This is a genomic window from Pseudomonadota bacterium (genome assembly GCA_039815145.1).
GTDB lineage: Bacteria > Pseudomonadota > Gammaproteobacteria > Steroidobacterales > JBCBZW01 > JBCBZW01.
Genome location: JBCBZW010000012.1, coordinates 22073 through 44068, shown reverse-complemented (window position 1 = coordinate 44068; position 21996 = coordinate 22073). Strand labels below are relative to the sequence as shown.

Annotated in this window: 18 protein-coding genes; 8 read left to right on the top strand and 10 right to left on the bottom strand. The window is 68.2% G+C overall.

Annotated elements, in window-relative coordinates; translation table 11 throughout:
- Nucleotides 1–32 precede the first annotated feature (32 nt).
- On the bottom strand, nt 33–1133 hold the full coding sequence (locus AAF184_05565; protein ID MEO0421781.1) for an efflux RND transporter periplasmic adaptor subunit: 1101 nt from the start codon (nt 1131–1133) through the stop codon (nt 33–35).
- A gap of 154 nt (nt 1134–1287) precedes the next feature.
- On the bottom strand, nt 1288–3063 hold the full coding sequence (locus tag AAF184_05560; protein MEO0421780.1) for an NUDIX hydrolase: 1776 nt from the start codon (nt 3061–3063) through the stop codon (nt 1288–1290).
- 182 nt (nt 3064–3245) lie between these two features.
- On the opposite strand from AAF184_05560, the gene AAF184_05555 reads away from it, so the two are divergent.
- Complete coding sequence (locus AAF184_05555) at nt 3246–4844, top strand: DUF3300 domain-containing protein (protein MEO0421779.1); 1599 nt, start codon at nt 3246–3248, stop codon at nt 4842–4844.
- A 54-nt stretch (nt 4845–4898) separates the two neighbouring features.
- Here AAF184_05555 and AAF184_05550 read toward each other — a convergent pair whose 3' ends face one another.
- The 3 genes from AAF184_05550 to AAF184_05540 all read right to left on the bottom strand — a co-directional run bounded on the left by AAF184_05550 (nt 4899) and on the right by AAF184_05540 (nt 6177).
- The gene (locus tag AAF184_05550; GenBank protein MEO0421778.1) at nt 4899–5201 is read right to left on the bottom strand and encodes a hypothetical protein; all 303 of its coding nucleotides are present in this window, start codon (nt 5199–5201) and stop codon (nt 4899–4901) included.
- A gap of 152 nt (nt 5202–5353) precedes the next feature.
- Nucleotides 5354–5869 carry an SRPBCC domain-containing protein gene (locus AAF184_05545; GenBank protein ID MEO0421777.1) on the bottom strand — a complete coding sequence of 172 codons (516 nt, stop codon included), beginning with the start codon at nt 5867–5869 and terminating at the stop codon, nt 5354–5356.
- A complete protein-coding gene (locus AAF184_05540; GenBank protein MEO0421776.1) occupies nt 5866–6177 on the bottom strand; it encodes a metalloregulator ArsR/SmtB family transcription factor in 312 nt (103 codons plus the stop codon). Before AAF184_05540 ends, AAF184_05545 begins: the two co-directional genes overlap by 4 nt.
- Nucleotides 6178–6324: 147 nt before the next feature.
- Between AAF184_05540 and iadA the strand changes: the two genes are divergently transcribed.
- The 4 genes from iadA to AAF184_05520 all read left to right on the top strand — a co-directional run bounded on the left by iadA (nt 6325) and on the right by AAF184_05520 (nt 10598).
- Nucleotides 6325–7530: a beta-aspartyl-peptidase gene (iadA, locus tag AAF184_05535; protein MEO0421775.1), complete on the top strand. Its 1206-nt coding sequence runs from the start codon at nt 6325–6327 to the stop codon at nt 7528–7530.
- A 21-nt stretch (nt 7531–7551) separates the two neighbouring features.
- Nucleotides 7552–8373 carry a cyanophycinase gene (locus AAF184_05530; protein ID MEO0421774.1) on the top strand — a complete coding sequence of 274 codons (822 nt, stop codon included), beginning with the start codon at nt 7552–7554 and terminating at the stop codon, nt 8371–8373.
- A gap of 172 nt (nt 8374–8545) precedes the next feature.
- Complete coding sequence (locus tag AAF184_05525) at nt 8546–9733, top strand: diguanylate cyclase (GenBank protein MEO0421773.1); 1188 nt, start codon at nt 8546–8548, stop codon at nt 9731–9733.
- A 160-nt stretch (nt 9734–9893) separates the two neighbouring features.
- Complete coding sequence (locus tag AAF184_05520) at nt 9894–10598, top strand: TIGR02466 family protein (protein ID MEO0421772.1); 705 nt, start codon at nt 9894–9896, stop codon at nt 10596–10598.
- Nucleotides 10599–10633: 35 nt separating this feature from the next.
- On the opposite strand, the gene AAF184_05515 is transcribed toward AAF184_05520, so the two are convergent.
- The 4 genes from AAF184_05515 to AAF184_05500 are packed head-to-tail and all read right to left on the bottom strand — an operon-like array spanning nt 10634 to nt 15126.
- Nucleotides 10634–11695 carry a succinylglutamate desuccinylase/aspartoacylase family protein gene (locus tag AAF184_05515; GenBank protein ID MEO0421771.1) on the bottom strand — a complete coding sequence of 354 codons (1062 nt, stop codon included), beginning with the start codon at nt 11693–11695 and terminating at the stop codon, nt 10634–10636.
- Nucleotides 11692–12951 carry a DUF3526 domain-containing protein gene (locus tag AAF184_05510; protein MEO0421770.1) on the bottom strand — a complete coding sequence of 420 codons (1260 nt, stop codon included), beginning with the start codon at nt 12949–12951 and terminating at the stop codon, nt 11692–11694. Before AAF184_05510 ends, AAF184_05515 begins: the two co-directional genes overlap by 4 nt.
- On the bottom strand, nt 12944–14383 hold the full coding sequence (locus AAF184_05505) for a DUF3526 domain-containing protein (GenBank protein MEO0421769.1): 1440 nt from the start codon (nt 14381–14383) through the stop codon (nt 12944–12946). Before AAF184_05505 ends, AAF184_05510 begins: the two co-directional genes overlap by 8 nt.
- Nucleotides 14380–15126, bottom strand: coding sequence for an ABC transporter ATP-binding protein (locus tag AAF184_05500; protein MEO0421768.1), 747 nt, complete (start codon nt 15124–15126; stop codon nt 14380–14382). Before AAF184_05500 ends, AAF184_05505 begins: the two co-directional genes overlap by 4 nt.
- Before the next feature lie 631 nt (nt 15127–15757).
- Here AAF184_05500 and AAF184_05495 point away from each other — a divergent pair.
- The 3 genes from AAF184_05495 (at nt 15758) to AAF184_05485 (ending at nt 20864) form a co-directional block, all read left to right on the top strand.
- Complete coding sequence (locus tag AAF184_05495) at nt 15758–16213, top strand: pilin (protein MEO0421767.1); 456 nt, start codon at nt 15758–15760, stop codon at nt 16211–16213.
- A 90-nt stretch (nt 16214–16303) separates the two neighbouring features.
- Nucleotides 16304–19105, top strand: coding sequence for a cyanophycin synthetase (gene cphA, locus AAF184_05490; protein MEO0421766.1), 2802 nt, complete (start codon nt 16304–16306; stop codon nt 19103–19105).
- A 61-nt stretch (nt 19106–19166) separates the two neighbouring features.
- Entirely contained in the window at nt 19167–20864 is a 1698-nt protein-coding gene (locus tag AAF184_05485) for a Mur ligase family protein (GenBank protein MEO0421765.1), read from the top strand.
- Here the strand turns inward: AAF184_05485 and AAF184_05480 are convergent.
- Nucleotides 20861–21757 (bottom strand): hypothetical protein, encoded by an 897-nt coding sequence (locus tag AAF184_05480; protein MEO0421764.1) that lies wholly within the window; start codon nt 21755–21757, stop codon nt 20861–20863. The two genes, AAF184_05485 and AAF184_05480, sit on opposite strands and share 4 nt — an antisense overlap.
- Nucleotides 21758–21996 lie beyond the last annotated feature (239 nt).

The window sequence follows — 21996 nt, the reverse complement described above, 5'->3', positions numbered from 1 at the left end:
CTCCTGGCCGGTTAGTCGAACGATTAGCTGTGCTAGCTGCTGCCCGACGGCGTGTTGACGAGGCGCACGGACTGCCCCGCGCGCAGGGTCTCGTTGCCGCGGATCACCACCTGCTCGCCGGCCTGCAGGGGATCCCCGCCGACGATCTCCACCAGCGCGTCGAAGCTGCGCCCTAAGCGCACGGCCACCGGCTCCACCGTGCGATTGCCGTTGTTGCCCCCGCGGATGACCCACACGCGCGTCACGCCGTCCGGCCCGCGGGCGACGGCGTCGCGGGGCACGGCGAGGGTTTCGCCGCGGCGCTCACCGGTGACCTGCAGGGACACGCGGGCGGACATGCCCGGCGTGAGGCGACGGTCCCGGTTGTCGAGTTCGAGCAGCACCGGGAAGGCGCGGCTGGACGCGCTCGCCACCGGCACGCGAATGCTCACGGCGGCACGCCAGGGCTCGTTCGGGTAGGCGTCGAAGGTGACTTCGGCGTTGGTGCCGACGGCCACGCGCGGGTACAGGGCCTGCGGTACGTCCACGCGGACCCGCACCACGTCCAACTCCTGCAGCTCCACCACCGTCGCGCCCGGCTGCAGCCACTCGCCGGCCTCCGTGCTGCGCGTGGCGACCACGCCGGCAAAGGGCGCCGCGATGCGATGGCGCGAGAGCAGCGCTTCGCGCAGGGCGAGGGCCGCCTGGTTGCGGGCGAGGACGGCGCCGGCCTGGTCCACCTCGGCGACGAGGGACTCGTACTGGCTCTCGGCCACGTTGCTCTTAGCCAGCAACTCGCGCGCTTCATCGCGGCGCCGTTCGGCATCGGCAAGGGCCGTTTCAGACTGGGCGACCGTGGCTTGGGCGGCCTGCAGATTGGTCAGGGCAATCGTGGCGTCGAGCTGGGCGATCGCATCGCCGGCGGCCACTTCGTCGCCGACGTCGACGGCGAGGGAGGCGACGTAGCCGGCCAGCTCGGCGGAGATCTGCGAGACGCGACGGGCCAGCACCGTGCCCGTGAGGGGCACCTCAGCGGCGGTCGGTGCGCGCTCCACGTCGGCCGCGATGACGGGTGTCGCTGCGCCGCTCCCCGGCTGTGCCGACGCACCGGTCACCCACATCACGCCCACCACCGCTGCGCCGATCGCACGCAACGGGAAGGCGTTCAGGGCCCATGAGCGGCGTGCGCGATGGACTCGTTGACGTGTCTGCTGCATAGCGGCGGAGTGTACACGAAGGCTCGCTGGGGTCAGGGCGCAAGCCTTGAGGCAAGGCGACTTTCGCCATTGACCACGGTTGCAACGACCTTTACTTCGACGATCGCGGTGTCTCACCGAGGGCGCCGTAGGTGACCAGGCGGAAGCGGGCGCCCTCGGCGGCGCGCATACGCTCGGCGATCACGCCGTGGAGTTCCTCGTCCCAGGCGGTCCAGCGGTCGACGAAGGCGTTGGCCGCGTCGCGATCGCCCACGTACTGGATGGCGAGCACCTCTTCGAGCAGCGACGAGACGGCTTGCGGGTAGCGCGCGTAGTCGATGGCGAGCTGTCCGTCCTCGAAGCGCAGCAGGCCCTGATCGAGGAACCAGTTCCATTGGATGAGCTGCATCGTGCCGTAGGCCTGATCCCGCCGTGGCCGGTTCTTCTGCAGCACGCGGCGGATGCCGCCGGCGTAGATCGAGCGCAGGCGTTGCGGGGAGTGGTAGCCGGTCTCGGCGAGGCGAGGGGCGGCGAAGAGGGACACTAGGTCGGACTTCATCTCCTCGAAGAGGTCGGCCGCATCCTGCAGAGCGGCGTCGATATCGCCGCCGCCGCGGGTCTGGTCGGGCCCTAGGTAGTGGCCGATCTCGTGCCAGAGGGTGCGGTAGAAGTTGCCGTCGATGTCGAGGTCGTCGTGGTGGGCCGGCGCGGTGGCGGCGAGGAAGGCCTTGCGCGATTCGGCGAAGAGCTGCTCATTGCGCAGGATGTTGGCGCGGATCAGGATCGTGCGCCCGTATTGGCGCGAGAGGTGGCCTTCGTTGGGCAGGATCGTGGCCGTGTTGGTGCCGCGGGACTGGCCGAAGTCGGCGACCACGCGGTAGACGCCGACGGGGATTCTGGATCGCACCTGCTTGTGGGCGTCGTAGGGCAGGGCGTTCTCGATCGCCTGGATGTCACCGATCGCTTCTGCTAGCTCGTCGCTCTTGGCGCGATCGCGCTGCAGGAGGGAGAGGGAGAAGAAGCTCTTCACGCCGTAGAGGGCGTCGTCGTAGGTCTCGTAGGCGCCGATCTGGGCGTTGAGGTTGCCCTTGAAGTCGCCCGTCACCCACGAGGCGTCGCCGCCGTCGTAGTCGTCGGCGAGCAGATCGCGGGCGCGAAGGCGCAGGTAGCGGGCGAAGGCCGGGTCCTCCGCGGCGATCAGGGACGCGGCGGCGTGCAGGCGTTGGTAGACGTAGAAGATGTCCTTTGCGTAGGCCACCGAGTAGGGCAGGGGGAAGTAGTTCTCGGCGGTCTGCACGGTGAGGCGCAGGCCGGGGTGGAGCGTGTCGAGCGCCGGGTAGCGGTCGAGGGTATCGAGGGCTGCCTGCCGGTTCTCCGGGGTGGCGGCCTGCACCACGGCGCGCAGGTGGAGTAGGTCGTCCCGTTCGCCCGGGTTGGCCTCGAAGTAGCTGTCGAGCGTGGCGCGATCGAGGCCTTGGCTGTAGACGTTCTTGCCCTTGGCCTCCGCGGACACGGCCAGGAAGGGCTGGCGCTCGTTGCTTAAGGTAGTGGCGATGGGGCCCTTCATGACGCGGAACAGGTCGCGCAGATAGGCGGGCGTCCCCTCGCTCGCCACCGCCGCTTCCGCGGCACGGCCCTGCGGGTGACGTTGCTCCAGGTACAGGGTATGCAAGCGATGGCCCGCCTCGATGAGTTGCTGGGCGGCGGCGCGCTCGGCTTCCGTGTAGCCGGCGGCGTCGTAGTCCAGGTGCAGGTAGAGCGTCTTCTCGAGGACGGGCGCCGCCGTGGCGGCGTCCCAGGCGCCCGCCATCACGTCGTCGTCGGCGAGGGCGGCGGCGGTGCTCAGGCAGGCGGCGAGAGCGGGCGCGGCGAGGGCCGTAAAACGCATCGAGATCTCCCGAAATGTGCGATAGATGGGTGGTTTCGGCGTGAATTATCGCCTATCTCGGCGTATCCGACGCCCCAGGACCGAACCGTTCAGGGGCAGGTGACCGCCAGTTCAGGCGGTGTTCAGAATCACGCGCCTATGCTGTCCCCAAGCTACCCCGACTGCCCCGCAAGGGAGGGCAAATGCAGATACCTCAACGTTTACGCGAGGCCACGGCCGTGTGCTTGGGCGCCCTCGCGACCCTGAGCCCCGTCCTCGCCCAGGAGGTGATCGTCGATCATCCGCCGCCGACCTACGGCGACGAGGTCGATACCGTCTGGGTGGATGCCGACGCGCGCGTGCCTTCGGACCGCCAGGACGCGAACGATCGCGCCGTCCGCGGCTATTCCTTCGCCGAGCTGGAGACGCTGGTCGGCCCCTACGCCCTGTACCCCGACGATCTCCTCGCGATCGTCCTTCCCGCGTCCACCTACCCGTTACAATTGGTGGAGGCGAAGCGCTTCCTGGAAAACGTGGACCTCGGCGCACAGGCCGACGTGCCTGCGCACTGGGACGACGCCATCGTGGCGCTGCTGAACTACCCCGACGTGATCGAGCTGATGGACCAGGACCTCGACGCCACCTGGCGTTTGGGTGACGCCGTGGTGCACCAGCGCGAGGACGTGCTGGACGCCGTGGAGCAGTTCCGCCTGCGCGCCTACGACGCCGGTAACCTGCGCTCGGATCAGCACCAGCTGGTGAACGTGGAGGACGACATCATCACGGTGGAGCCGGTGGATGATGAGGTGCTCTACGTGCCCGACTACGAGCCGAACCAGGTGGTGGTGTATCAGCGCCAGCCCACGCGCGTGTTCCGCTACTACCCGCGGCCGTGCCCGATCTACTACTACCCATACCCCGCGAGCTATCGTTTCTCATCGTCACGTTTCTGGGGCGTGACCAGCTGGTTCAGTATCGGCTGGGGCGCATCGAGCCTGTTCGTGCATGATCGCTATCACCTCACCCACCCGTTCTACGGCTACCGCTACGCGTCGCCCTTCTACCGCACGCCGATCGTGGCCGCGCCGGTGGTGGTACAGCCGGTGATCGTGAATCCGGGCGCCAACCGTTGGCGGCCGGGGCCGCGCTACGGGGATCGTCCGCGCGGCCGTGACCGCAGTCGTGAGGTGCGCGATGCGGTGCCGCCGCCGTCGCGGGCGATTTCGCCGACCCGTGCACCCACGCCGGCGCGCACCGTGAATACCCGCCGCTACGACAGCGATACGCGTGATGGTGGCGTGGAGCGCTTCAGCGTGCGCGGTGAGCGTGATCCGGACGTCCCGCGCTTGCGCACGGTGCCGCGGACCGCGTCGGCCACGGCGAGCTCGCGGTCTGCGCGGTCGTCAACGACGCGTGAGTCGAAGCCGCAGACCGTGCGGGTGCCGCGTGAGGTGAAGCCGCAGCGGGCGTCGTCGACGCTGACGTCGTCGCGGTCGACGGCGGTGGAGCGTGATGCGCGGCCGCAGCGGTCGACGCGGGAGGAGGCGCGGTCGTCGTCCCGTCGTAGTGCGTCGTCGAGTCGCAGTGCGTCGTCGAGCCGTAGTGCGTCGTCGAGCCGTAGTGCGTCGTCGAGTCGCAGCGCCAGCGCGTCCTCTTCCTCACGCTCGAAGCCGAAGGCCTCGTCCTCCTCGAGCCGGTCCGCGCCGCGCGCTAAGCCGCGTTCGTCGAGCAGTAGCAGTAGTCGGGCTCAGCCCAAGCGCTCGACCAGCTCGCAGTCGACCAGGCACAAGCAACGCCAGTAGGCATACCCACCACCGCTCGCCGGGATCACGTCGACCCGGTGGGCTCTCCACCGGTCAGCTGCGACGCAACCGCTGCGGGCGTGACCGCGGCACCTGAACGATCTCGCCGCGCGCCTCCAGATCTTGCTTCACCGTGGTGACGTACCAGCCTCGGGACACGTCGGCGGTGAACACCTGCCGATCGAGGTGAGGCTCCACCAGGGTCTTGAGATCACCGAAGGCGACGCCCTCGTCGTCCTTGGGGATGACCCGCAGCAGTGCCGCGCGCATGCCGTCGTACTTGGTCTTTTCGATGTTCACCCCCTGCTTGCCTTGGGGGTGCAGGGTCATGACGCGTTCCTCGGTCGTCTCACTCATCATCGTCTCCTAGTGGGCCGTTTGGTAAATAAGGTAGCGCTCAGCGAGCGGGACTGACGCCATGGCGGTGTTGGTCAAGCGCAGCCATAGCGCTGCTATGCCTGCGCTCGCCCGCCTTGCCCTGACGCCAGTCCCGCTCGCTGAGCGCTACCTTATTTACCAAACGGCCCACTAGAGAATAGGCGCAGGATGCGAACCCAAAGGCCTTGTTCGCTCTCCATGCAGGCCTGATCGGTCGGCGTGGGGCCGGCGGTGTCGTCGAGCAGGGCGGGCAGTCGCTTGCCGTAGAGCGTGCGATTGCCGATCTGCAGAATCCGTTGCACGAGGCGCGCCTTGAGGCCGCGGAAGCCGGAGTGCTCCATGTGCAGGCGGGTGCCGTCGCCTTCGGGCGCGAGCGTGAAGCGCACGTGCGTGTCGAGGGGGCCGCCGCGCCAGGAGAAGGCCAGGGTGCTGGGGGCGTCTAGCTCGAGCACTTCGCAGTGCACGACGCCGTCGAAGCCGGGGCCGGGCTCCGTGCGGAAGGTGAAGCGATGGCCTATCACCGGCGCAAAGTCGTTGGGCATCAGCCAGCGCGCGAGCAGCTCCGGCGTAGTGAGTGCGCGCCAGACGGCCTCGGGCGGGTGCGGGTAGAAGCGGTCGACGCGGCATACGCCTCCTCCCGTGCTCATGGCGCGGCTTCCTCGTCGAGCACGGCGCCGAGGGCGTCCAGGCGCTCGTTCCAGAAGCGTTCGTAGTGCGCCACCCAGTCGGCCACCGAGCGCAGGCCTTCGGCTTGCAGCGAGTAGTGCCGTTGGCGGCCGGCGGAGCGGGCCTCGACCAGGCCGGCCTCACGCAACACCTTGAGGTGCTTGGAGAGGGCGGGCTGGCTGAAGCGGAAGTGGGCGAGGAGATCGTTGACCGTGCGCTCGCCCTCGCTCAACAGGTCGAGGATGGCGCGGCGGCTGGGATCGGAAACGGCGCGAAACACGGTGTCCATGCGTCGAACAATATATAACCATATGGCTATGTGTCAACGGCCATCCCCGGCGAGCCGGTGTTGTGCCGCGCACCTGGTCTGACAGGCGCTGCCATCCGCCTCGCAAGGTGCTGACCACGCGGCGAATCGGCGAGCCGCGGTGATACCATGATGCCCCCTCGCCACCGCACTTTGACCCGCCCTGTGCTGACCCTCCTGCTCAACGCCCGGCTCGCCACCGTGCAGCCTGCCGACGCCGCGCACACGCTCCTGATCGGCGGCGGCAAGGTGCTGTGGCTCGGCACCCACGCGCCGCGTTTGGACGACGCGCTGGAAGTGGACGTGGTGGATCTGGACGGTGCCCTGACCCTGCCGGGCCTCATCGATGGGCACACGCACATGACGGGGGGCGGTGGCGAATCGGGCTTCTCGAGCCGCGTGCCGCCGGTAGCCCTGAGCCACTACACCTCTGCGGGGGTGACCTCCGCCGTGGGCCTGCTCGGCACGGACGACACCACCCGCGACACCCAATCCCTGGTGGCGGCCGCTCGCGGCCTGCGCGAACTCGGCTTGGGCGCCTGGTGCTACACGGGCGGCTACCACGTGCCGCCCGTCACCCTCACGGGCAGCGTGCGCGGCGACATCGTCAACATCGATCCGATCCTCGGCGTGGGCGAACTCGCCCTGAGCGATCACCGCTCGAGCCAGCCGACGGTGGAGGAGCTGCTGCGCATCGCCAGCGACTGCCACGTCGCAGGGCTCATCACCGGCAAGGCGGGCATCTGCCACCTCCACCTCGGCGATGGTCCGCGCGGCCTCGCCCTGGTGCGCGAGGCCTTGGCGATGAGCGAGCTGCCGCCGCGGGTGTTCAATCCGACGCATATCAATCGTCAGGTGGCGCTCTTCGAAGAGGCCCTGACCCTGGCCCGCAGCGGCTGCTACGTCGACATCACGGCCTACGAGCTCGCCGATGGCGAAGCCGGCTACGGCGCCGTGGAGGCGATGGAGCGCTACCTCGCGAGCGATGCGCCGCCCGATCGCATCACCATCAGTTCTGACGGCGGCGGCTGCCTGCCCCAGTTCGACGACGAGGGCGTGCTCACCCACATGGATATCGGCACCCCCGCGACCCTGGCCGGCACGCTCAAGGCCCTGCTGCAGCACGGCGCGGACCTGCAGCGAACGGTGGCAGCCTTCACCGCCAACCCGGCGCGCCTGCTGCGCCTGCCCGGCAAGGGCGTGATTGCACCGGGCGCGGATGCGGACCTGGTGGTGCTCGATGCGCAGTACGATATCGACGCGGTGATGCTGGGTGGCACCTGGCACCGCCGCCACGGCGAGCAGCTCATCCGCGGCCCCTTCGAACAGCGATAGCAACGAGGACTTGCGACACCGATGCCCCCGGCGAAGAGCGTAGAGAACACCGAGCGCGGCCTGATCATTCCGATCGGCGGCGCGGAGGAAAAGCTGCAGGACCCGAAGATCCTGGACCGTTTCGTGGAGGAGTGCGGCGGCGGCAATGCGCGCATCGCCATCATCCCCACGGCCTCGGAACTCGAAGACACGGGGCGTAACTACGAGAAGCTATTCCGCCGCTTAGGCATTCCCCACGCGCAGGTGCTCAAGTTCGAGACCCGCGCCGAATGCACCGATGGGGAAGATCTCGAATACATCCAGCGCGCCGACGGCGTGTTCATGACCGGCGGCAACCAGCTGCGCCTGTCGACGACCCTGGGCGGCACGGAAGTGGCGCGCCTCATCCGCCGCCGCAACGCCGAGGGCATGCACGTGGCGGGCACCTCGGCCGGCGCCGCCTTCATGCCCGAGCACATGATCGCCGGCGGCTACGAGGGCTCGACGCCCATGCCCGACATGGTCACCCTGGCGCCGGGCCTCGGCCTCACCAATGCCTTCATGATCGACCAGCACTTCCGCCAGCGCGATCGCCTGGGCCGCCTGCTCACCGCCCTGGCCTACAACCCCTTCGTGGTGGGCATCGGGCTCGACGAGGACACGGCGGCGTTCATCCGTCCCGGCGATTCGCTGGAAGTGGTCGGCAGCGGGGGCATCACGATCGTCGATCCCACCGAGCTCAGCCACTCCTCCATGGACAGTGCGCGACGCGGCGAGCCCGTGAGCCTGATCAACGTGCGTCTGCACATCCTGGTGCACGGCGGACGTTTCGATATTTCCACGCGCGAGGCGCATCCGCAGTAGCGATAGGCGCGGGAGCGCCGGCTGGGGCGTGTTGCGCAACGAACCGTGCGCCAGTTCGCGGTTCGCGCGGGAAGGCGATGCGCCAGGGTGTGGAAACGAGTCGTGCGTCCGGGTGAGAGCCACGGGCTTGCGTACCTTGGGGAATACACCGCCGCAACCGTGATACCGGGTCATGATGGCTACGGCTGACCACGACAACGCGATCCCCGCAGACGAGCTCGAGCGCCGACTGCTGCAGATCATGTTCAAGCACACGCCCACCGCCAGCGTGGGCGCGCTGCTGGTGTTCCTGATCGATCTGTACCTGTATCGCGAGGCCCTGCCGGGCGCCGTGCTGATCGCCTGGGGGGCGCTCTTCGCGCTGGCGTTCGTCGCTCGCTTCTGGATCTACGGACTCTACCTGCGCTCGCCGGAGCGCTTAGCGCCGTCCACCTATCGGTGGTTGTTTACCGGTTGTGTGGCGCTGCACGGCATCGCCTGGACGCCCCTCATCCACGGCGCGCTGAGCCTGGACGAGGCATCCATGCACATCTACGCCGTGCTGTCGGTGACGGGTATGGCCGGGGCTTCCCTGGGCTCCATGGCGGCCTGGCGCAGCATGTTCGCGGCCTTCGTGGCGCCGTTCGCCGTCGCCACCTTGAGCACCGTGGACCTCGCGTCCGGTCAGTGGGCGGGCACCCTCGCCCTGTGGACGGTGTTCTTCGGATTCATCTTCATGTGCTCGCGGGTGGTCAACACCACGCTCGTGGACGCCGTTCGCTCGCGCCTGCGCAATGAGGAGCTGGCCAACGAGTTGCGTCGCCTGGCCGAACGCGATCCCCTCACGGGCCTCTACAACCGCCGTCGCTTCGAGGACGAACTGGAGTCGGCGTGGGTCGCGGCCGAGCGGCGCGATCGTCGGGTGGGCGTGCTGATCGGCGACGTCGATCACTTCAAAGCCTACAACGACACCCTGGGCCATCAGGCCGGTGACGAATGCCTGCAGCAGGTGGCCAACGTGTTGAAGGATCTGCACCGGCGGGGCGAAGGCGTTCCCGCGCGTCTGGGGGGTGAGGAGTTCGTCGTGCTGCTGCGCGAGGTGCAGAGCGATACGCACCTGAAGACGGTCGCCGAGCGCATTCGCCAGGGGCTCGAAGACGAGAAGCTCACCCATCCGGCCTCACCCTTGAGCCAGCATGTGACGATGAGCGTTGGCGCGGCAACCGCGGCGCCTGGGGATGAGCACGCGTCCATGTCGATGCTGCTGGAGCTTGCGGATCAAGCCCTCTACCGCGCCAAGCAGGCCGGTCGCAATCAGACGATGGTCATTCCGACCGTACTCGGGGAATCCTCCGCCGAGCGCCCCGCGCTAAATGCGTAGCGCGCGGCGTTATCGCGTCATCGGGTGCCGCGCAATCTATCGCGACCGATCGGTCTAGCTCCCGCTCAGGCGGTTTCCCAAGATGTCGGTAAGCGCCGCGATTGCCTTTCTCGTATGATCGATCGGGCGTCCGGATCGGGCGAGTCCTCCGGAGATCGCCTTGGATCCTATCGAAGCGGGCGCGAAGCACGTCCAGGCCACTGGTTTGTTCGAAACCACGATGCTCACGGCGCAGCTGCCCAACGCCGAGGCACTCAACGCGAAGCTGCTCCAAACCGTGCTCGATCGAATGGGTGGGGATGCCGGCGTCGAACACTCCAATGTCCGGGGGTGGCAGTCCGCACCCGATATGCTGAGTGGGCGCTGGGGCGGCGAGAGTGCCGTGCAGGTGGCGCAGTTCGCGCTGGGCGCTTGCAATCGCTACTCCACCGATCTCAAGCCGGCGGACACGCCTCGCTTCGAATGGACCGCCGACATGTGGGCCAACGTCAATCGCGAGGGCGCCTCCAACAATTGGCACGTGCACCCGCAGGCCTTCTGGTCTGCCGTTTACTACGTGGCGGATGGCTACGCCAGTGCCGACGATCCTGCGCTCGGCGGCGAGATCGTGTTTCAAGACCCGCGATTCCCGATGAACCGCATGTTTTCGAGCGAGCTCGTGCCTCTGGCCTCATCCGGGCGTCCGCAGCATTGGTTCTCGAGTGTGCGACCGCGCGCTGGGATGTTGATCGCGTTCCCTTCGTGGTTGTTCCACAAGGTGCAGCCCTATCGTGGAGAGGGAACGCGCGTGAGTCTGGCGCTCAACATGACCGTAATGCCCGCGCGCCGGGGAGCGAGTGGGCTGGGCGCGGACAGCTGGCGCTAGTCTCCAGTCCGATCCATGCGAGGAGTTCTCGCGGCTCAGGGAGCCTCGTAGCGGCCGATCACCGCTAGTGTTTCCCCACGTAAGACCGGGGGCGCTTCCAAGCGAATCAGCAGCGTGCCGGCCATCGGCGCCCGCGCTTCGAAGATCCGCTCGCCATGCAAATTCGTCAGGTAACCGATCAGTTCGCCTTCGGTTACCGGTGTCCCAGCGTCGATCAGCGCCACCCACGCTCCCTCGGCGGGAGCGCTGATAGATCCGCGCTCGCGGATGAAGCGCGCGGGTGGCGGCGGATCGAGGTCAGCCGGCAGGATGCCGAGGTGGTCCATCACGCGCAGTAGCCCGTCTTCGATCTGTGCGATGGCGACTTCGTCGATGATGCCCATGCCGCCCGCCTCCACGTCGATGGAGGGGATGCCCTGCATCACGGCGGCCGATCCACCCCAGATCGCCTCCTCCGGCCCGCTAAAGGTGGACTGGAACTCCACGATGCTCGGCAGGCCGAAGGCGAGGGCCATGGCGCGCGAGGCGGCGATGGTCTGCGCCGTGCCGGACTTGGCGTAGTAACCCACCCACGAGGGCCGCAGCTGCTCGTTGCCGTCGCCCGAGTGCAGGTCGAGGGCGGCGTCGGCGTGGGGGTAGACGACGCTGGTCAGGGTGTGGGCGATGCGTTCGGTGAGTGTGCCGTCGGCGCGTCCTGGGAAGACGCGGTTGAGGTTCTTGCCGTCCGCCGGGCTCGAGTAGATGGTGCGACCGAAGTACGCCGGCACGTTGGCCGTGTGCACGAAGATCACCGCACCTTGCAGCTGCGTTGGGTCGAGGCGAGGGGCGAGGCGCTGGGTGGCGATGATGGGCGAGTACTCGGAGCCGTGCACGCCGGCGAGGGCGAGGAGCGTCTTCCCTGGCCGACTGCCTGCCACCACCGTGATGGGGATGGTGGTGGCGATGCTGCCCGCATCCACCGTGAGCGTGAGGGTGGTGCGTTCACCGTGGCGGGCCAGGGCGTTCGCGAGCAGGTCGGCGTTGGGGCTCGCCACGGCACTCGAGAGCATTCCAAGGGCTGCAGTCAGCAGGACCAACAGGCGCTGGCGACGGATCACGCGGGCGGCTCCTGGGGCAGGGTGTCGCAAGGGGTGTAGTTCGGCGTAGGGCCTCGCGGGGCCTCGCGGAACAGCGCGGGGTAGTAGTGTTCGCGCAGGTCGGCATGGAAGTCTCGCACGCACAGCTCGTAGCGCAGGTAGCCGTCGACGTTGGTCAGCGCCAGGCGTTCGAGGCCCCGCTCGACCAGCAGGGGCGGTGAGAGCAGGGCGATCCCCGCCATGATGCGGTCTCGCTTGCGCAGGGCCGTGCGCAGGGCCTGGGAGTCGTCCGCCACCGCCTGGTCACCTACCTGCTGAAACGCGTAGTACCACTTCCATTCGAAGGGCCGCTCCACCTGAGCGAAGTCGGTCCACTCGGGGTGTTGCTCGAGGAAGGGCGTCATGGTGGCGTCCTTCGGCAGATCCCAGGCGTCGTTCACCTTCTCGCGTTGGGCGAGGAGCAAGGCGCCGCCGCTCGGCACGCTCACGGCGCGCTCGCCGATCAAAGCCCCCACCGGCGGCAGGCAGATCACGGTCAGCGCCCAGAGGCCCACGAGCACCGTGGCCACGGTGGCGGCGGGGTCGACCCGTCGCGCCACGAACCAGCAGACGAGCGCCCAGAACGCGATGTGCACGCCGACCCATCCGAGCACACCCAACGTGGGTGTCAGGGGGGTGCCATTGATCACGGCGCCGCCGACCAGGGGAACGCCGAGGGCGATCCACAGCAGCCCCGCGCGCACCAGCGCGCGCCGGCGAAACACGCCGAGGCCATCCCGGGCGGTGGCGAGTAACCACTCCAGTCGGCCATGGCGTCGCTCGCGCGCGAAGAGGTCGTGCAGCAGTCCGATCACCAGCAGCGGTAACACGATGGCGGCGACGAAGGCGTAGTCCAGGCGTCCCGTTTCCACGAGCTCCGGATTGCCGGGGTCCGTCTCGTAGATCTGCCCCTCGATGGCCAGCATGCGCACCCGGTGTTGCCAGGGGTGCGTGGCCCTCGTGCCGAGGGCGGCGAAGGCGAGGGGAGACGGTGGCGAGTAGGTGAGGTGGAAGCTGTAGTACGCGACGCTCCCCGGATCCTCCGCGTGGGCCTCCAGCGAGGCGGCCCGTTCGCGCGCATCGTCGCTGCGCAGGGCCGCGATGTGCTCGCGTTGCAGTTGCACCTCCTGCGTACCCAGGGTCACCGCGAGGACCGCGAGCAGCGCTGCCAGGGCGAGGATGACGAGGGCGGCGCCGTCGCGGCCCAGCCACCACAGTTCGCGTCGTAGATCACCCATAGGAGCGCCTCGTGACGGTCAGGCTGGCGAAGGCGGTGAGGGCGCCCCACAGGATCAGCGCCAACAGTGACGGGGCGGCGCTCGCGAGTCGTGCCGGGGCGCTCGCCACCTCGAAGTGAAAGCTCTCGAGATCACGCCAGTGGTGCGCGCTGATGCGCGAGCGCCGCTCGGCGGCCGCGTTGCGGCTGCGGTTGATGTCGTCGGTGTAGCGCAGCTCGTTCGCGTGCAGGCCGTTCAGCTGCTGAACCAGCGCGAAGCGCGCGGCTTCGCCCTCTTGCAGGAAGCGATGGTGAGTGGCGAGATCCGTACCGGCGCCCACGCGGGAGAACTGGCGCAGGGCCAGCTGCGGCGACAGGAGCCCGAAGGTGCTGAGGCGCCTTGCCTGACGTTGCTCGTAGGCATGACGTTGGTCGGCGTAGCGATTCATGAGCTCGGTCAAATCGGCCTCGGCGGATTGCGCCACCACACCCCGGAAGTTGACGGGCAAGTCCTCGACGCGCTCGACCTCGTACTCCTCGAGCAGGTTGGCGCGCAGGCGGGAGAAGGCGGGGTCGTTTTCGTTGTGGCCATCGCCGAGCGATCGCAGCTCTTGGGCGAGGGCCACATCATCCGCCAGGCGACTCGCCGTCGGCAGCGTGGCGCGCACGAGCGAGGACGTGGTCGGCGGCAGCACCAAGGTCACCAGCGCCCAGGCGCCGAGGGCGAGCGCCAGGCTGACCGCGCTGCGCGTCACCGCGGCGGAGAGGGCGAGGGTGCCCAGGGCCCAGATCGAGAGGTAGAGCGCATAGGCCAGGAAGTAGACGCCGACCAGGGGCAGCGATTCGCCGGCGAGGGCCGCGCCAAGGGACACCAGCAGGAGCGGGACCAGCAGCAAGCCGACGGCGCTGAGCAGCGCCAGTGCCTTGCCCGCCCACAGGGTCGAGGCCGAGACGCCGCTGCTCACCAGGGCGATGCCCGTGCCGCCCTCCCGTTCGCGGGTCAGGGCGCCGTGGGCCATCAGCACCAGCAGCAGGGGCAGGATGATCTGGTAGACGAACGCTGGGGTTAGGTGGCCGAGGGCTCCCGAGCGGGCGTCCGCGTGAGCCGGTGGGAAGGCGGCGGAGTTCTGCCGATGGCCTTCCAGGAAGAGGGCGGTGCCGGTAACGCGATCGACGCCCGGGTCGATCACCGCCAGCGGTGGCGGCGCGCGGAACACGTAGTGGCCGTAGTGCACCATCCGGTGGGGGTGGCGATCCGGCTGCGTGGTGAACGCGGTCTCGGCCGCCGCTTGCAGCTCGCTGCGCTGGGCGGCCTGGGCCTGCACGCGATCATAGGTGACGGCGATGGCGCTCACGAGGAGGATGAGACTCAGGACCGCGGCTGCCCGCAGCAGCTTCGAGCGTTGCCAATAGCGCCATTCGTCGCGCGCGATGAGGCGGGCTGCGGCCATCATGAGGCGGCTCCCGCGGCGAACGCCTCGTGCACGGCGTCGACGGAGATCGCTTCCTCGTCCGTCGCCCTAAAGGTGCCCACGAGCTGTCCCTTCTGCAGCAAGCCGATGCGCTTGGCCACCTGACACGCGCCGTACACATCGTGGGTGACCATGAACACGGTGGTGCCACCGGCGGAGAGCTGGCCGATGAGGGCGTTGAATTCGTCGATGGCCACCGGATCGAGGCCGGAGGTGGGCTCATCGAGTAGCAGCACCGGGGTTTCGCGGAGGATGGCGAGGGCGATCGCCACCTTCTGACGCATGCCCTTGGAGTAACCGTCCAGGCGCCGCGAGCGGGCCGCGGCGTCCAGGCGTACCCGATCCAGGGCGGTATCGATGGTCTGTGCGCTCGGTTTCACACCGGCGATAGCTAAGAAGTAGCGTAGGTTCTCGTACGCATCGAGGTGCGGGTAGAGCGAGGCGGTCTCTGGCAGATACGCCGCGAGGCGCCGTACGGCGTCCGGGTCGTCGGCGACGGACACGCCCTTGACCCAGGCTTCGCCGCCCTGCGGCGCGCAGAAGCCGAGGAAGGTGAGCAGTGTGGTGGTCTTGCCGGCGCCATTGCCGCCAAGCAGGGCAAACACCTCCCCGGGGGCGACGTCCAGATCGAGGCCTTCGAGGGCCAGGTGGCCGCCGCGCTCGACGGTGAGTTGCCGGGCGCGCAGGGCGGGGTCCGCGGGGCCGGGGGCTGGGGATGAGGGCATCTTCAATTCCTGAACGGGGAGAACGGGGACCGGGCGTCGTGCCGTCGGCCAGCAAGGTGATCTTGGAATTTCGCAGGGAACGCGCATGCATCGCCCCCGGCACGAGCCGTGGCTCCGGCGCGCGTGGGGAGCGCTAGATGCCGGGCGGGCCGGTGGGGGGTGGCGAGACGACGCGGGACAGGGGGTGCGGCCTGCCGTCGCGCGGGAGGCTCGCCCTGTGGGTGGGGTTCAGGCGGCAGCGCGTGGCTGTGCGTCGGGGGCCGAGGGGAGAGTGCTCGACGTCATCGTCCCACGCGCCGATGACGCACATGGAGCCGTCGTGATCGTGGTCAAGGGCGCCGTGGGTGGACGCGTGGCCCACCGAGAGCGCCAGGGCACAAAGGAATGCGGCAACCGCCAGCCAGCGCGTCCTGCGATGTGTTGTGCTGCACCACATGGCCAAGATTTCAGCATAGTTTGCCGTTCAGGCGCCATCGGTGGCCTCGCGCCGGTATCCACCGCTACCGGTTGCGCCACGCCCGATGCCGCCGGGTCAAACTTGTGACGTGCTTCACAGTTTGGCGTTTTGGTCAGGCCAAACCCCCGTAGGGGCTAGTGTGGCGTGTCCCATCCCGGTGCTACCGTCTTGCTTATGCGTTCGACACCAGAAGCCGGGTTTACCTTATTGGAGTTGATGATCGTGGTGGCGATCGTCGGCATCCTCGCGTCCATCGCGATCCCCGCTTACCTGGACTACGCCGTGCGGGCCAAGGTCACCGACGGCGTGCTGGCCGCCGCCTCGGCCAAGAACGTCATCGGCGAGTACTACTCCGTCTTCGCCGAGCTCCCCCCCGGCGGCGACAACGAGGGCGCTGGCCTTCGCGCCGAGAGCGAGAGCCCCTACATCGAGTCCATCGACTGGCATCCCGACCAGCGTATCGAGATCGAGTTCGACGAGGCCGCCCTCGGCATCGGCGGGCAGCTGGAACTCGGCCTGCGACCTGTGCCGAGCGGCAGTGCGGTGCGCTGGCAGTGCGGCCAGGACGGCAACACCTCGGAGCAGAACATCAAGTTCGTGCCCGCCGAATGCCGTAGCGTGGTGTTCTAGGCTGGCGTCCGGCCGGCCCCTTGCATCCTCGCCGTCTCCCGCGCCTATCATGGTGAGCTCGAAGTCCCGGCTCACCAATGGAAGGTACCCATGCGGATTCTCTCCACCAACGTCTACGTCGGCCCGAACCAGTACGCCCACTTCCCCGTGATCCGTCACGTGCTCGATCTGGGCGAGCTCGAGGAATGGCCGACCGGACGCCTCGGGCCCACCTTCGTGGACGGCTTGCTGAAGGCCTTGCCGGGCCTTGATGAGCACGGGTGTTCCTACCGCGAGCCAGGGGGCTTCGTGCGTCGTCTGCGCGAGGACGAGGGCACCTGGCTCGGCCACGTGATGGAGCACGTGGCGCTGGAGCTGCAGTCGGTGGCGGGGCAGTCCGTGACCTTCGGGCGCACCCGCTCCGTGCCGAACCAGCCGGGTCACTACACCATGGTGTTCCAGTACAAGGACCGCGACGTGGGGCGGGAGTCCAGCCGCCTGGCCCTGAACCTGTTGCACTACCTGCTGCCCGCCGAGGTGAAGCCGAGCGATGCGCCCGGTGAGGACTGGAACTTCGATGAGGAGCGCGACGACTTCATCCGCTTCGCCCAGCGCCGAGCCCTGGGGCCGTCCACGGCGTCTTTGGTCGAGGCGGCGGAGGAACGCGGCATCCCCTGGATTCGCCTCAACCGCTACAGCCTGGTGCAGTTCGGTCACGGGCGTTACCAGGAACGCATTCAGGCCACGTGCACGGGCCGCACCAGCAACATCGCCGTGGAGCTGGCCTCGGACAAGGAAGAGACCAACGCCATCCTGCGCGACCTCGGCTTGCCGGTGCCGCAGCAGTTCACCGTGCAGTCCGCGGCCCGTGCCGTGCGTGCCGCCGAGCGCATCGGCTACCCGGTGGTGGTCAAGCCGCTCTCGGCCAACCACGGGCGCGGCGTCTCCACCAATCTCTTTACGCCGGAAGATGTGGAGGTGGCCTTCGAGAAGGCCGCCGAGCACGGCCGCCACATCCTGGTCGAGAGCTTCATCCAAGGGCTCGATCACCGCTTGCTTGTGGTGAACGGCGAGCTGGTGGCAGCGGCCAAGCGTGTGCCGGGTCACGTGGTGGGCGATGGCGAGCACACGATTCGCCAACTCGTGGACATCGTCAACGAAGACCCGCGCCGGGGCGTCGGCCACGAGAAGGTGCTCACGCGCCTGGAGTTCGACCACCAGGCTGAGCGCCTGCTGAAAGAGTTGGGTTACACGGCGGATACGGTGCCGCCGGCGGGTGAGACCGTCTACCTGCGTACCACCGCCAATCTCTCCACCGGCGGCACGGCCATCGACGTGACGGACGTGATCCACCCCGACAACCGCGAGATGGCGATCAAGACCATCCTCGCCGTCGGCCTGGACGTCGGCGGTGTCGACTTCCTCACCACGGACATCACCCAGTCCTATCGCGAGGTGGGCGGGGCCATCTGCGAGGTCAATGCAGGTCCTGGCTTCCGCATGCACGTGGCGCCGAGTGAAGGTAAGGCGCGCGACGTCGCGGGCCCCGTCATCGACATGCTGTTCCCGCCGGGCACGCCGGCGCGTATCCCCATCGCGTCGGTCACCGGCACCAACGGCAAGACCACCACCTCGCGCATGCTCGCCCACGTGCTCAAGTTCGCGGGCCACACGGTGGGCATGACCTCCACGGACGGCGTGTACATCAACGGTCAGCTCAGCGTGACCGGCGACATGACGGGCCCCGTGTCCGCCCAGATGGTGCTGCGCGACCCCACCATCGACGTCGCCGTGATGGAGACGGCCCGCGGCGGCCTCCTGCGCGGCGGTATGGGCTACAGCGAGTGCAACGTCTCCTGCTGCCTCAACGTCTCCGGCGATCACTTAGGCATGAAGGGCATCGACACGATCGAGCAGCTGGCGGAGATCAAGCGCATCCCCATCGAGGTGGCGCGCGACGCGGTGGTGCTGAACGCGGATGATCCGAACTGCCTCGCCATGGCGGATCACACGCAAGCCAAGCGCATCTGCTACGCCACGATGAACCCGCAGCATCCGCTGGTGAAGGAGCACATCCGCGCCGGCGGCCAGGCGGTGGCCCTGGAGGAGGGCATCAACGGCCACATGATCACCCTCTACGATCAGGAGAATCACATCCCGCTCCTGTGGACCCACCTGATCCCGGCCACGATGGAAGGCCGCGCCATGCACAACGTGCAAAATGCGATGTTCGCCGCCGCCATGGCCTACAACATGAACGTGGCCCTCGACGACATCCGCCAGGGTCTGCGCACCTTCGGCTCGTCCTTCTTCCAGGCGCCGGGGCGCATGAACGTGTTCGACGAGCACGAGTTCAAGGTGATCCTCGACTACGCCCACAATGAGGCGGCGGTCGGCGCCATCTGCGATCTGGTGCAGCAGCTCGACGTGAGCGGTAAGCGCATCCTGGTCCTGGCCGCGCCGGGCGACCGGCGCGATGAGGACATCATCAGCGTGGCACGCGCGGCCGCTAAGGGATTCGATCGCTACATCTGTAAGTCAGACGACAACCCTCGCGGCCGTGAGCCGGACGAGGTGCCGAAGATGCTCAAGGCGACCCTGATCGAAGAGGGCGTCGCCGAGGACACGATCGAGATCGTGCCCGACGAGCAGGAGGCGACCCTGCGCGGCATGAGCGTGGCGAGTGCCGGCGACCTGGTGCTGGTGTTGGGTGACAACATCAAGCGTTGCTGGAAGCAGATCATCTACTTCGACAGCGTGGCCAAGCGCGAGGCGAGCAAACCGGCCACGGACGAGCCTGCGCGTCGTTCCCTGCCGAAGTCGCCGGGCTTCGAGATGGACGCCGAAGTGGAAGTGATCCGCGACGAGCGCGGCGTGCGCCTGGCGGCCGTGCAGGACGAGGACAGCGACTGATGAGCGGCCTCCGGTCGCGACCATATCGCCAGGCCCATCATCGCTAAAAGGCTGATCCCTCATGGAACTGCTCGACGCGCGACGGCTCACCGGCAAGAACCTGGTCTGGGCGCACCCGGGTGCCACGGCCAACCTCTGCCTCGACGAGGGCGAAGACGCCGAGGCGATCGCCGGGGCTTGGCGGGCCATCGCCCGCGAAGTCCTCAACGCCGTGGGGTGGACCGCGGAGCGGGCGACCACCTACCAGGTGATGGGTGGGCTGTGCCTGGCCGTGTCGGCGCCGATCGATGCGCTCTACGCCGCCGTGGACCTGATCGAGCACTCGGTGGCGCTGCTGCTGGAGCGCTACGCGGGCACGACCCTGGAGGAGGCGACTGAGGATGCCGTCGCGCGCCTGCGGCAGGTCATCGAGGAAGAGCGCAATCCGGCCCTGCTCACCCTGCGCGACGCGGCCGGCGCGCGCGGCGTCGCGTTCTTCAGCGACGACGACGAAGTCTCCGCGGGGATCGGTCGGGGCTCCCACACCTGGCCGGTGACCGACCTGCCTACGGAGGTTCCGGAGAACACCTTCGACATCCCCGTCGGGCTGGTCACCGGCACCAACGGCAAGACCACCACGGTGCGCTTGCTCACGCAGATGATCCGCGCGGCGGGCCTGAAGGCGGGGCTCAGCTCGACCGATTGGATCGGCGTCGACGACCAGATCATCGATCGCGGCGACTACGCGGGTCCCGGTGGCGCCCGCGCGATCGCCCGCCAACGCGAGGTCGACATCGCGGTGCTGGAGACCGCGCGCGGCGGCTTGCTACGCCGTGGCTTAGGCGTGCAGCGCGCTGATGCGGCGCTGATCACCAATATCGGCGAGGACCACCTCGGCGACTTCGGCTCGCGCAGCGTCGATGAATTGCTGGCGGTGAAGTGGGTGGTTACTCACGCCCTCGACGCCGCGGGTCATGCGGTGTTGAACGCTGATGACGCCCGCCTGGTGGCGCGTGCCGCTTCTCACCCACCCGCCTCGCCGATCACGTGGTTCACGCTCTTCGGCGACACGCCATTCATCCACATGCACCTGGCCGCCGGCGGTAGCGCAGCCTACGCGCGCAACGGCAAGACCTTGTGCTTCGCGGAAGGGGAGGCGGAGAGCGAGATCATCGACGTCGACGATGTGCCGATCACCCTCGGCGGCGCCGCCAGGCACAACGTGGCCAACGCCCTGGCCGCCATCGCCATGGGCAAGGCGCTGGGACTGGACACGTTAGCCGTGGAGTCCGGGCTGCGACACTTCACCGCCGATCACAACCCCGGACGCTGCAATCTCTTCACGGTGGACGACGGCGTGGAAGTGCTCCTCGACTTCGCCCACAACGTCGATGCGATGCAGGCGATCTTCGACATCGCCCAGGCACGCACGGCGAAGCGCCGCGCCCTCTGCTTCTGCCAGGCGGGGGATCGCCCCGATCAGGATATCCGCGCCCTGGCCCACGCCGCGTGGCGCATCGGCCTCGAACGGGTGGTGGTGTCCGAGCTGCCCGACTACCGTCGCGGGCGAGCGCCGGGCGAGGTGAATCAGATCATTAGCCAAGCGCTCCTCGACGTCGGCGCCAGCACTGAGCAACTCGCCTACCACCAGACCGAGGTGGCATCCCTGCGCGATGCCCTCGCCTGGGCCCAGCCCGGTGATCTGGTGATCATGCTCGGGCTGGGCGAACAGACTGCCCTGCTGGAGGAGTTGCGCAGCCGCGCCGCACCCGGTCCTTAAGCTGCCGCTCGCGAGAGCTGGAAGAACTTCGCATCCGGCAGGCGTCGCAGGCGCTTGGCGCAGGCGCGATGCTCGCGCAGCATTCGCGGCGCGTCGCCGGTGAGCGTCATGCAGAAGCGTCGCGGCAAGCGATCGTATAGCGAGCGGGGCGGCTGGCTGTAGCGCAGGTCCTTCAGCCAGTTGCCGGTCTCGAACTCGTGGTAGTACACGTGGTCGATGCCGAGTTCGCGCCACACGAAGTCGATCGTCGCCGTGAGCATCGCTTCCTGCCACAGGCCGCGCAGTTCCCTCAGGAGCCGGGCGAGGGGCGGCGCGGGCTCGTCGTCTCGGCTTACGTAGCGCTGTAAGTCGCGAACGAAATCGCTTTGCACCTCCTCGATGAGCGCCTCGTTGGTGTCGAAGTCCACGTCCAGGCGTGCCCACGCCAGGGTCTCCCGATAGTGGCGCTGGTGGGGGCGTCGCGAGGGATGTCCCCAGCAGTTGAACCACGTCGGATCGTCCGTGAAGCGCTTCAGGCAGGCCATGTCGCCAGCGTTGATGTTCAGCTGCACCACGAGGTTGTAGCCGCCGCGCGTGGTTTGGTACCACGAGTGGTGCCCCCGCTCGCCCCACGTGCCGAGCGTCAGCACGAAGCCGTGCGGTCGCTCGGCGGGCCAGTAGGCGCGGAACGTATCGGGGTCGACGTGGCCGTCTCCGCGCATCGCCATCGCCGCCTTCACGGCCGGCTGCTCGAGAAGCTTGCGATAGGCGCGCCGGCGCAGATCGCTCACAGGCGTTCGCTCGCCGATCAAATGCGATAGCAACACCAGCGCATAACGCTGGGGGTAGTAATGAAACAGCGTACGATCATCGGGCAGGCACGCGATGATCTCCTCCACGATATCCAGGTCCATGAGGGTGCCTTCGCTGTGGGGCCCGTCCACGAAAAACGGGCACAAAAAACCCGGCAACTGCCGGGTATAGCGAGGCGCTTTCGCACCGATGGCCTGGCAGCCGCTCTGCTAGCGTGTTGTCTCGTCCGCAGGTGCAATCAAGGGAATGCTCTCTTGACGCAGCGTTGAAGATCGAACATGGCGCCCTCCAGGCGGCCGGTGGATGAGGCGCGGGACCTTACGAATTCTCTTGGTGCTTG

Excerpts from the sequence above, each read along its gene's own strand:
- AAF184_05560 (MEO0421780.1), bottom strand. The coding sequence starts at position 3,063 with ATGCGTTTTACGGCCCTCGCCGCGCCCGCTCTCGCCGCCTGCCTGAGC.
- AAF184_05555 (MEO0421779.1), top strand. The coding sequence starts at position 3,246 with ATGCAGATACCTCAACGTTTACGCGAGGCCACGGCCGTGTGCTTGGGC.
- AAF184_05550 (MEO0421778.1), bottom strand. The coding sequence starts at position 5,201 with ATGAGTGAGACGACCGAGGAACGCGTCATGACCCTGCACCCCCAAGGC.
- AAF184_05545 (MEO0421777.1), bottom strand. The coding sequence starts at position 5,869 with ATGAGCACGGGAGGAGGCGTATGCCGCGTCGACCGCTTCTACCCGCAC.
- AAF184_05540 (MEO0421776.1), bottom strand. The coding sequence starts at position 6,177 with ATGGACACCGTGTTTCGCGCCGTTTCCGATCCCAGCCGCCGCGCCATC.
- iadA (MEO0421775.1), top strand. The coding sequence starts at position 6,325 with ATGATGCCCCCTCGCCACCGCACTTTGACCCGCCCTGTGCTGACCCTC.
- AAF184_05530 (MEO0421774.1), top strand. The coding sequence starts at position 7,552 with ATGCCCCCGGCGAAGAGCGTAGAGAACACCGAGCGCGGCCTGATCATT.
- AAF184_05525 (MEO0421773.1), top strand. The coding sequence starts at position 8,546 with ATGATGGCTACGGCTGACCACGACAACGCGATCCCCGCAGACGAGCTC.
- AAF184_05510 (MEO0421770.1), bottom strand. The coding sequence starts at position 12,951 with ATGGGTGATCTACGACGCGAACTGTGGTGGCTGGGCCGCGACGGCGCC.
- AAF184_05505 (MEO0421769.1), bottom strand. The coding sequence starts at position 14,383 with ATGATGGCCGCAGCCCGCCTCATCGCGCGCGACGAATGGCGCTATTGG.
- AAF184_05500 (MEO0421768.1), bottom strand. The coding sequence starts at position 15,126 with ATGCCCTCATCCCCAGCCCCCGGCCCCGCGGACCCCGCCCTGCGCGCC.
- AAF184_05495 (MEO0421767.1), top strand. The coding sequence starts at position 15,758 with ATGCGTTCGACACCAGAAGCCGGGTTTACCTTATTGGAGTTGATGATC.
- cphA (MEO0421766.1), top strand. The coding sequence starts at position 16,304 with ATGCGGATTCTCTCCACCAACGTCTACGTCGGCCCGAACCAGTACGCC.
- AAF184_05485 (MEO0421765.1), top strand. The coding sequence starts at position 19,167 with ATGGAACTGCTCGACGCGCGACGGCTCACCGGCAAGAACCTGGTCTGG.
- AAF184_05480 (MEO0421764.1), bottom strand. The coding sequence starts at position 21,757 with ATGGACCTGGATATCGTGGAGGAGATCATCGCGTGCCTGCCCGATGAT.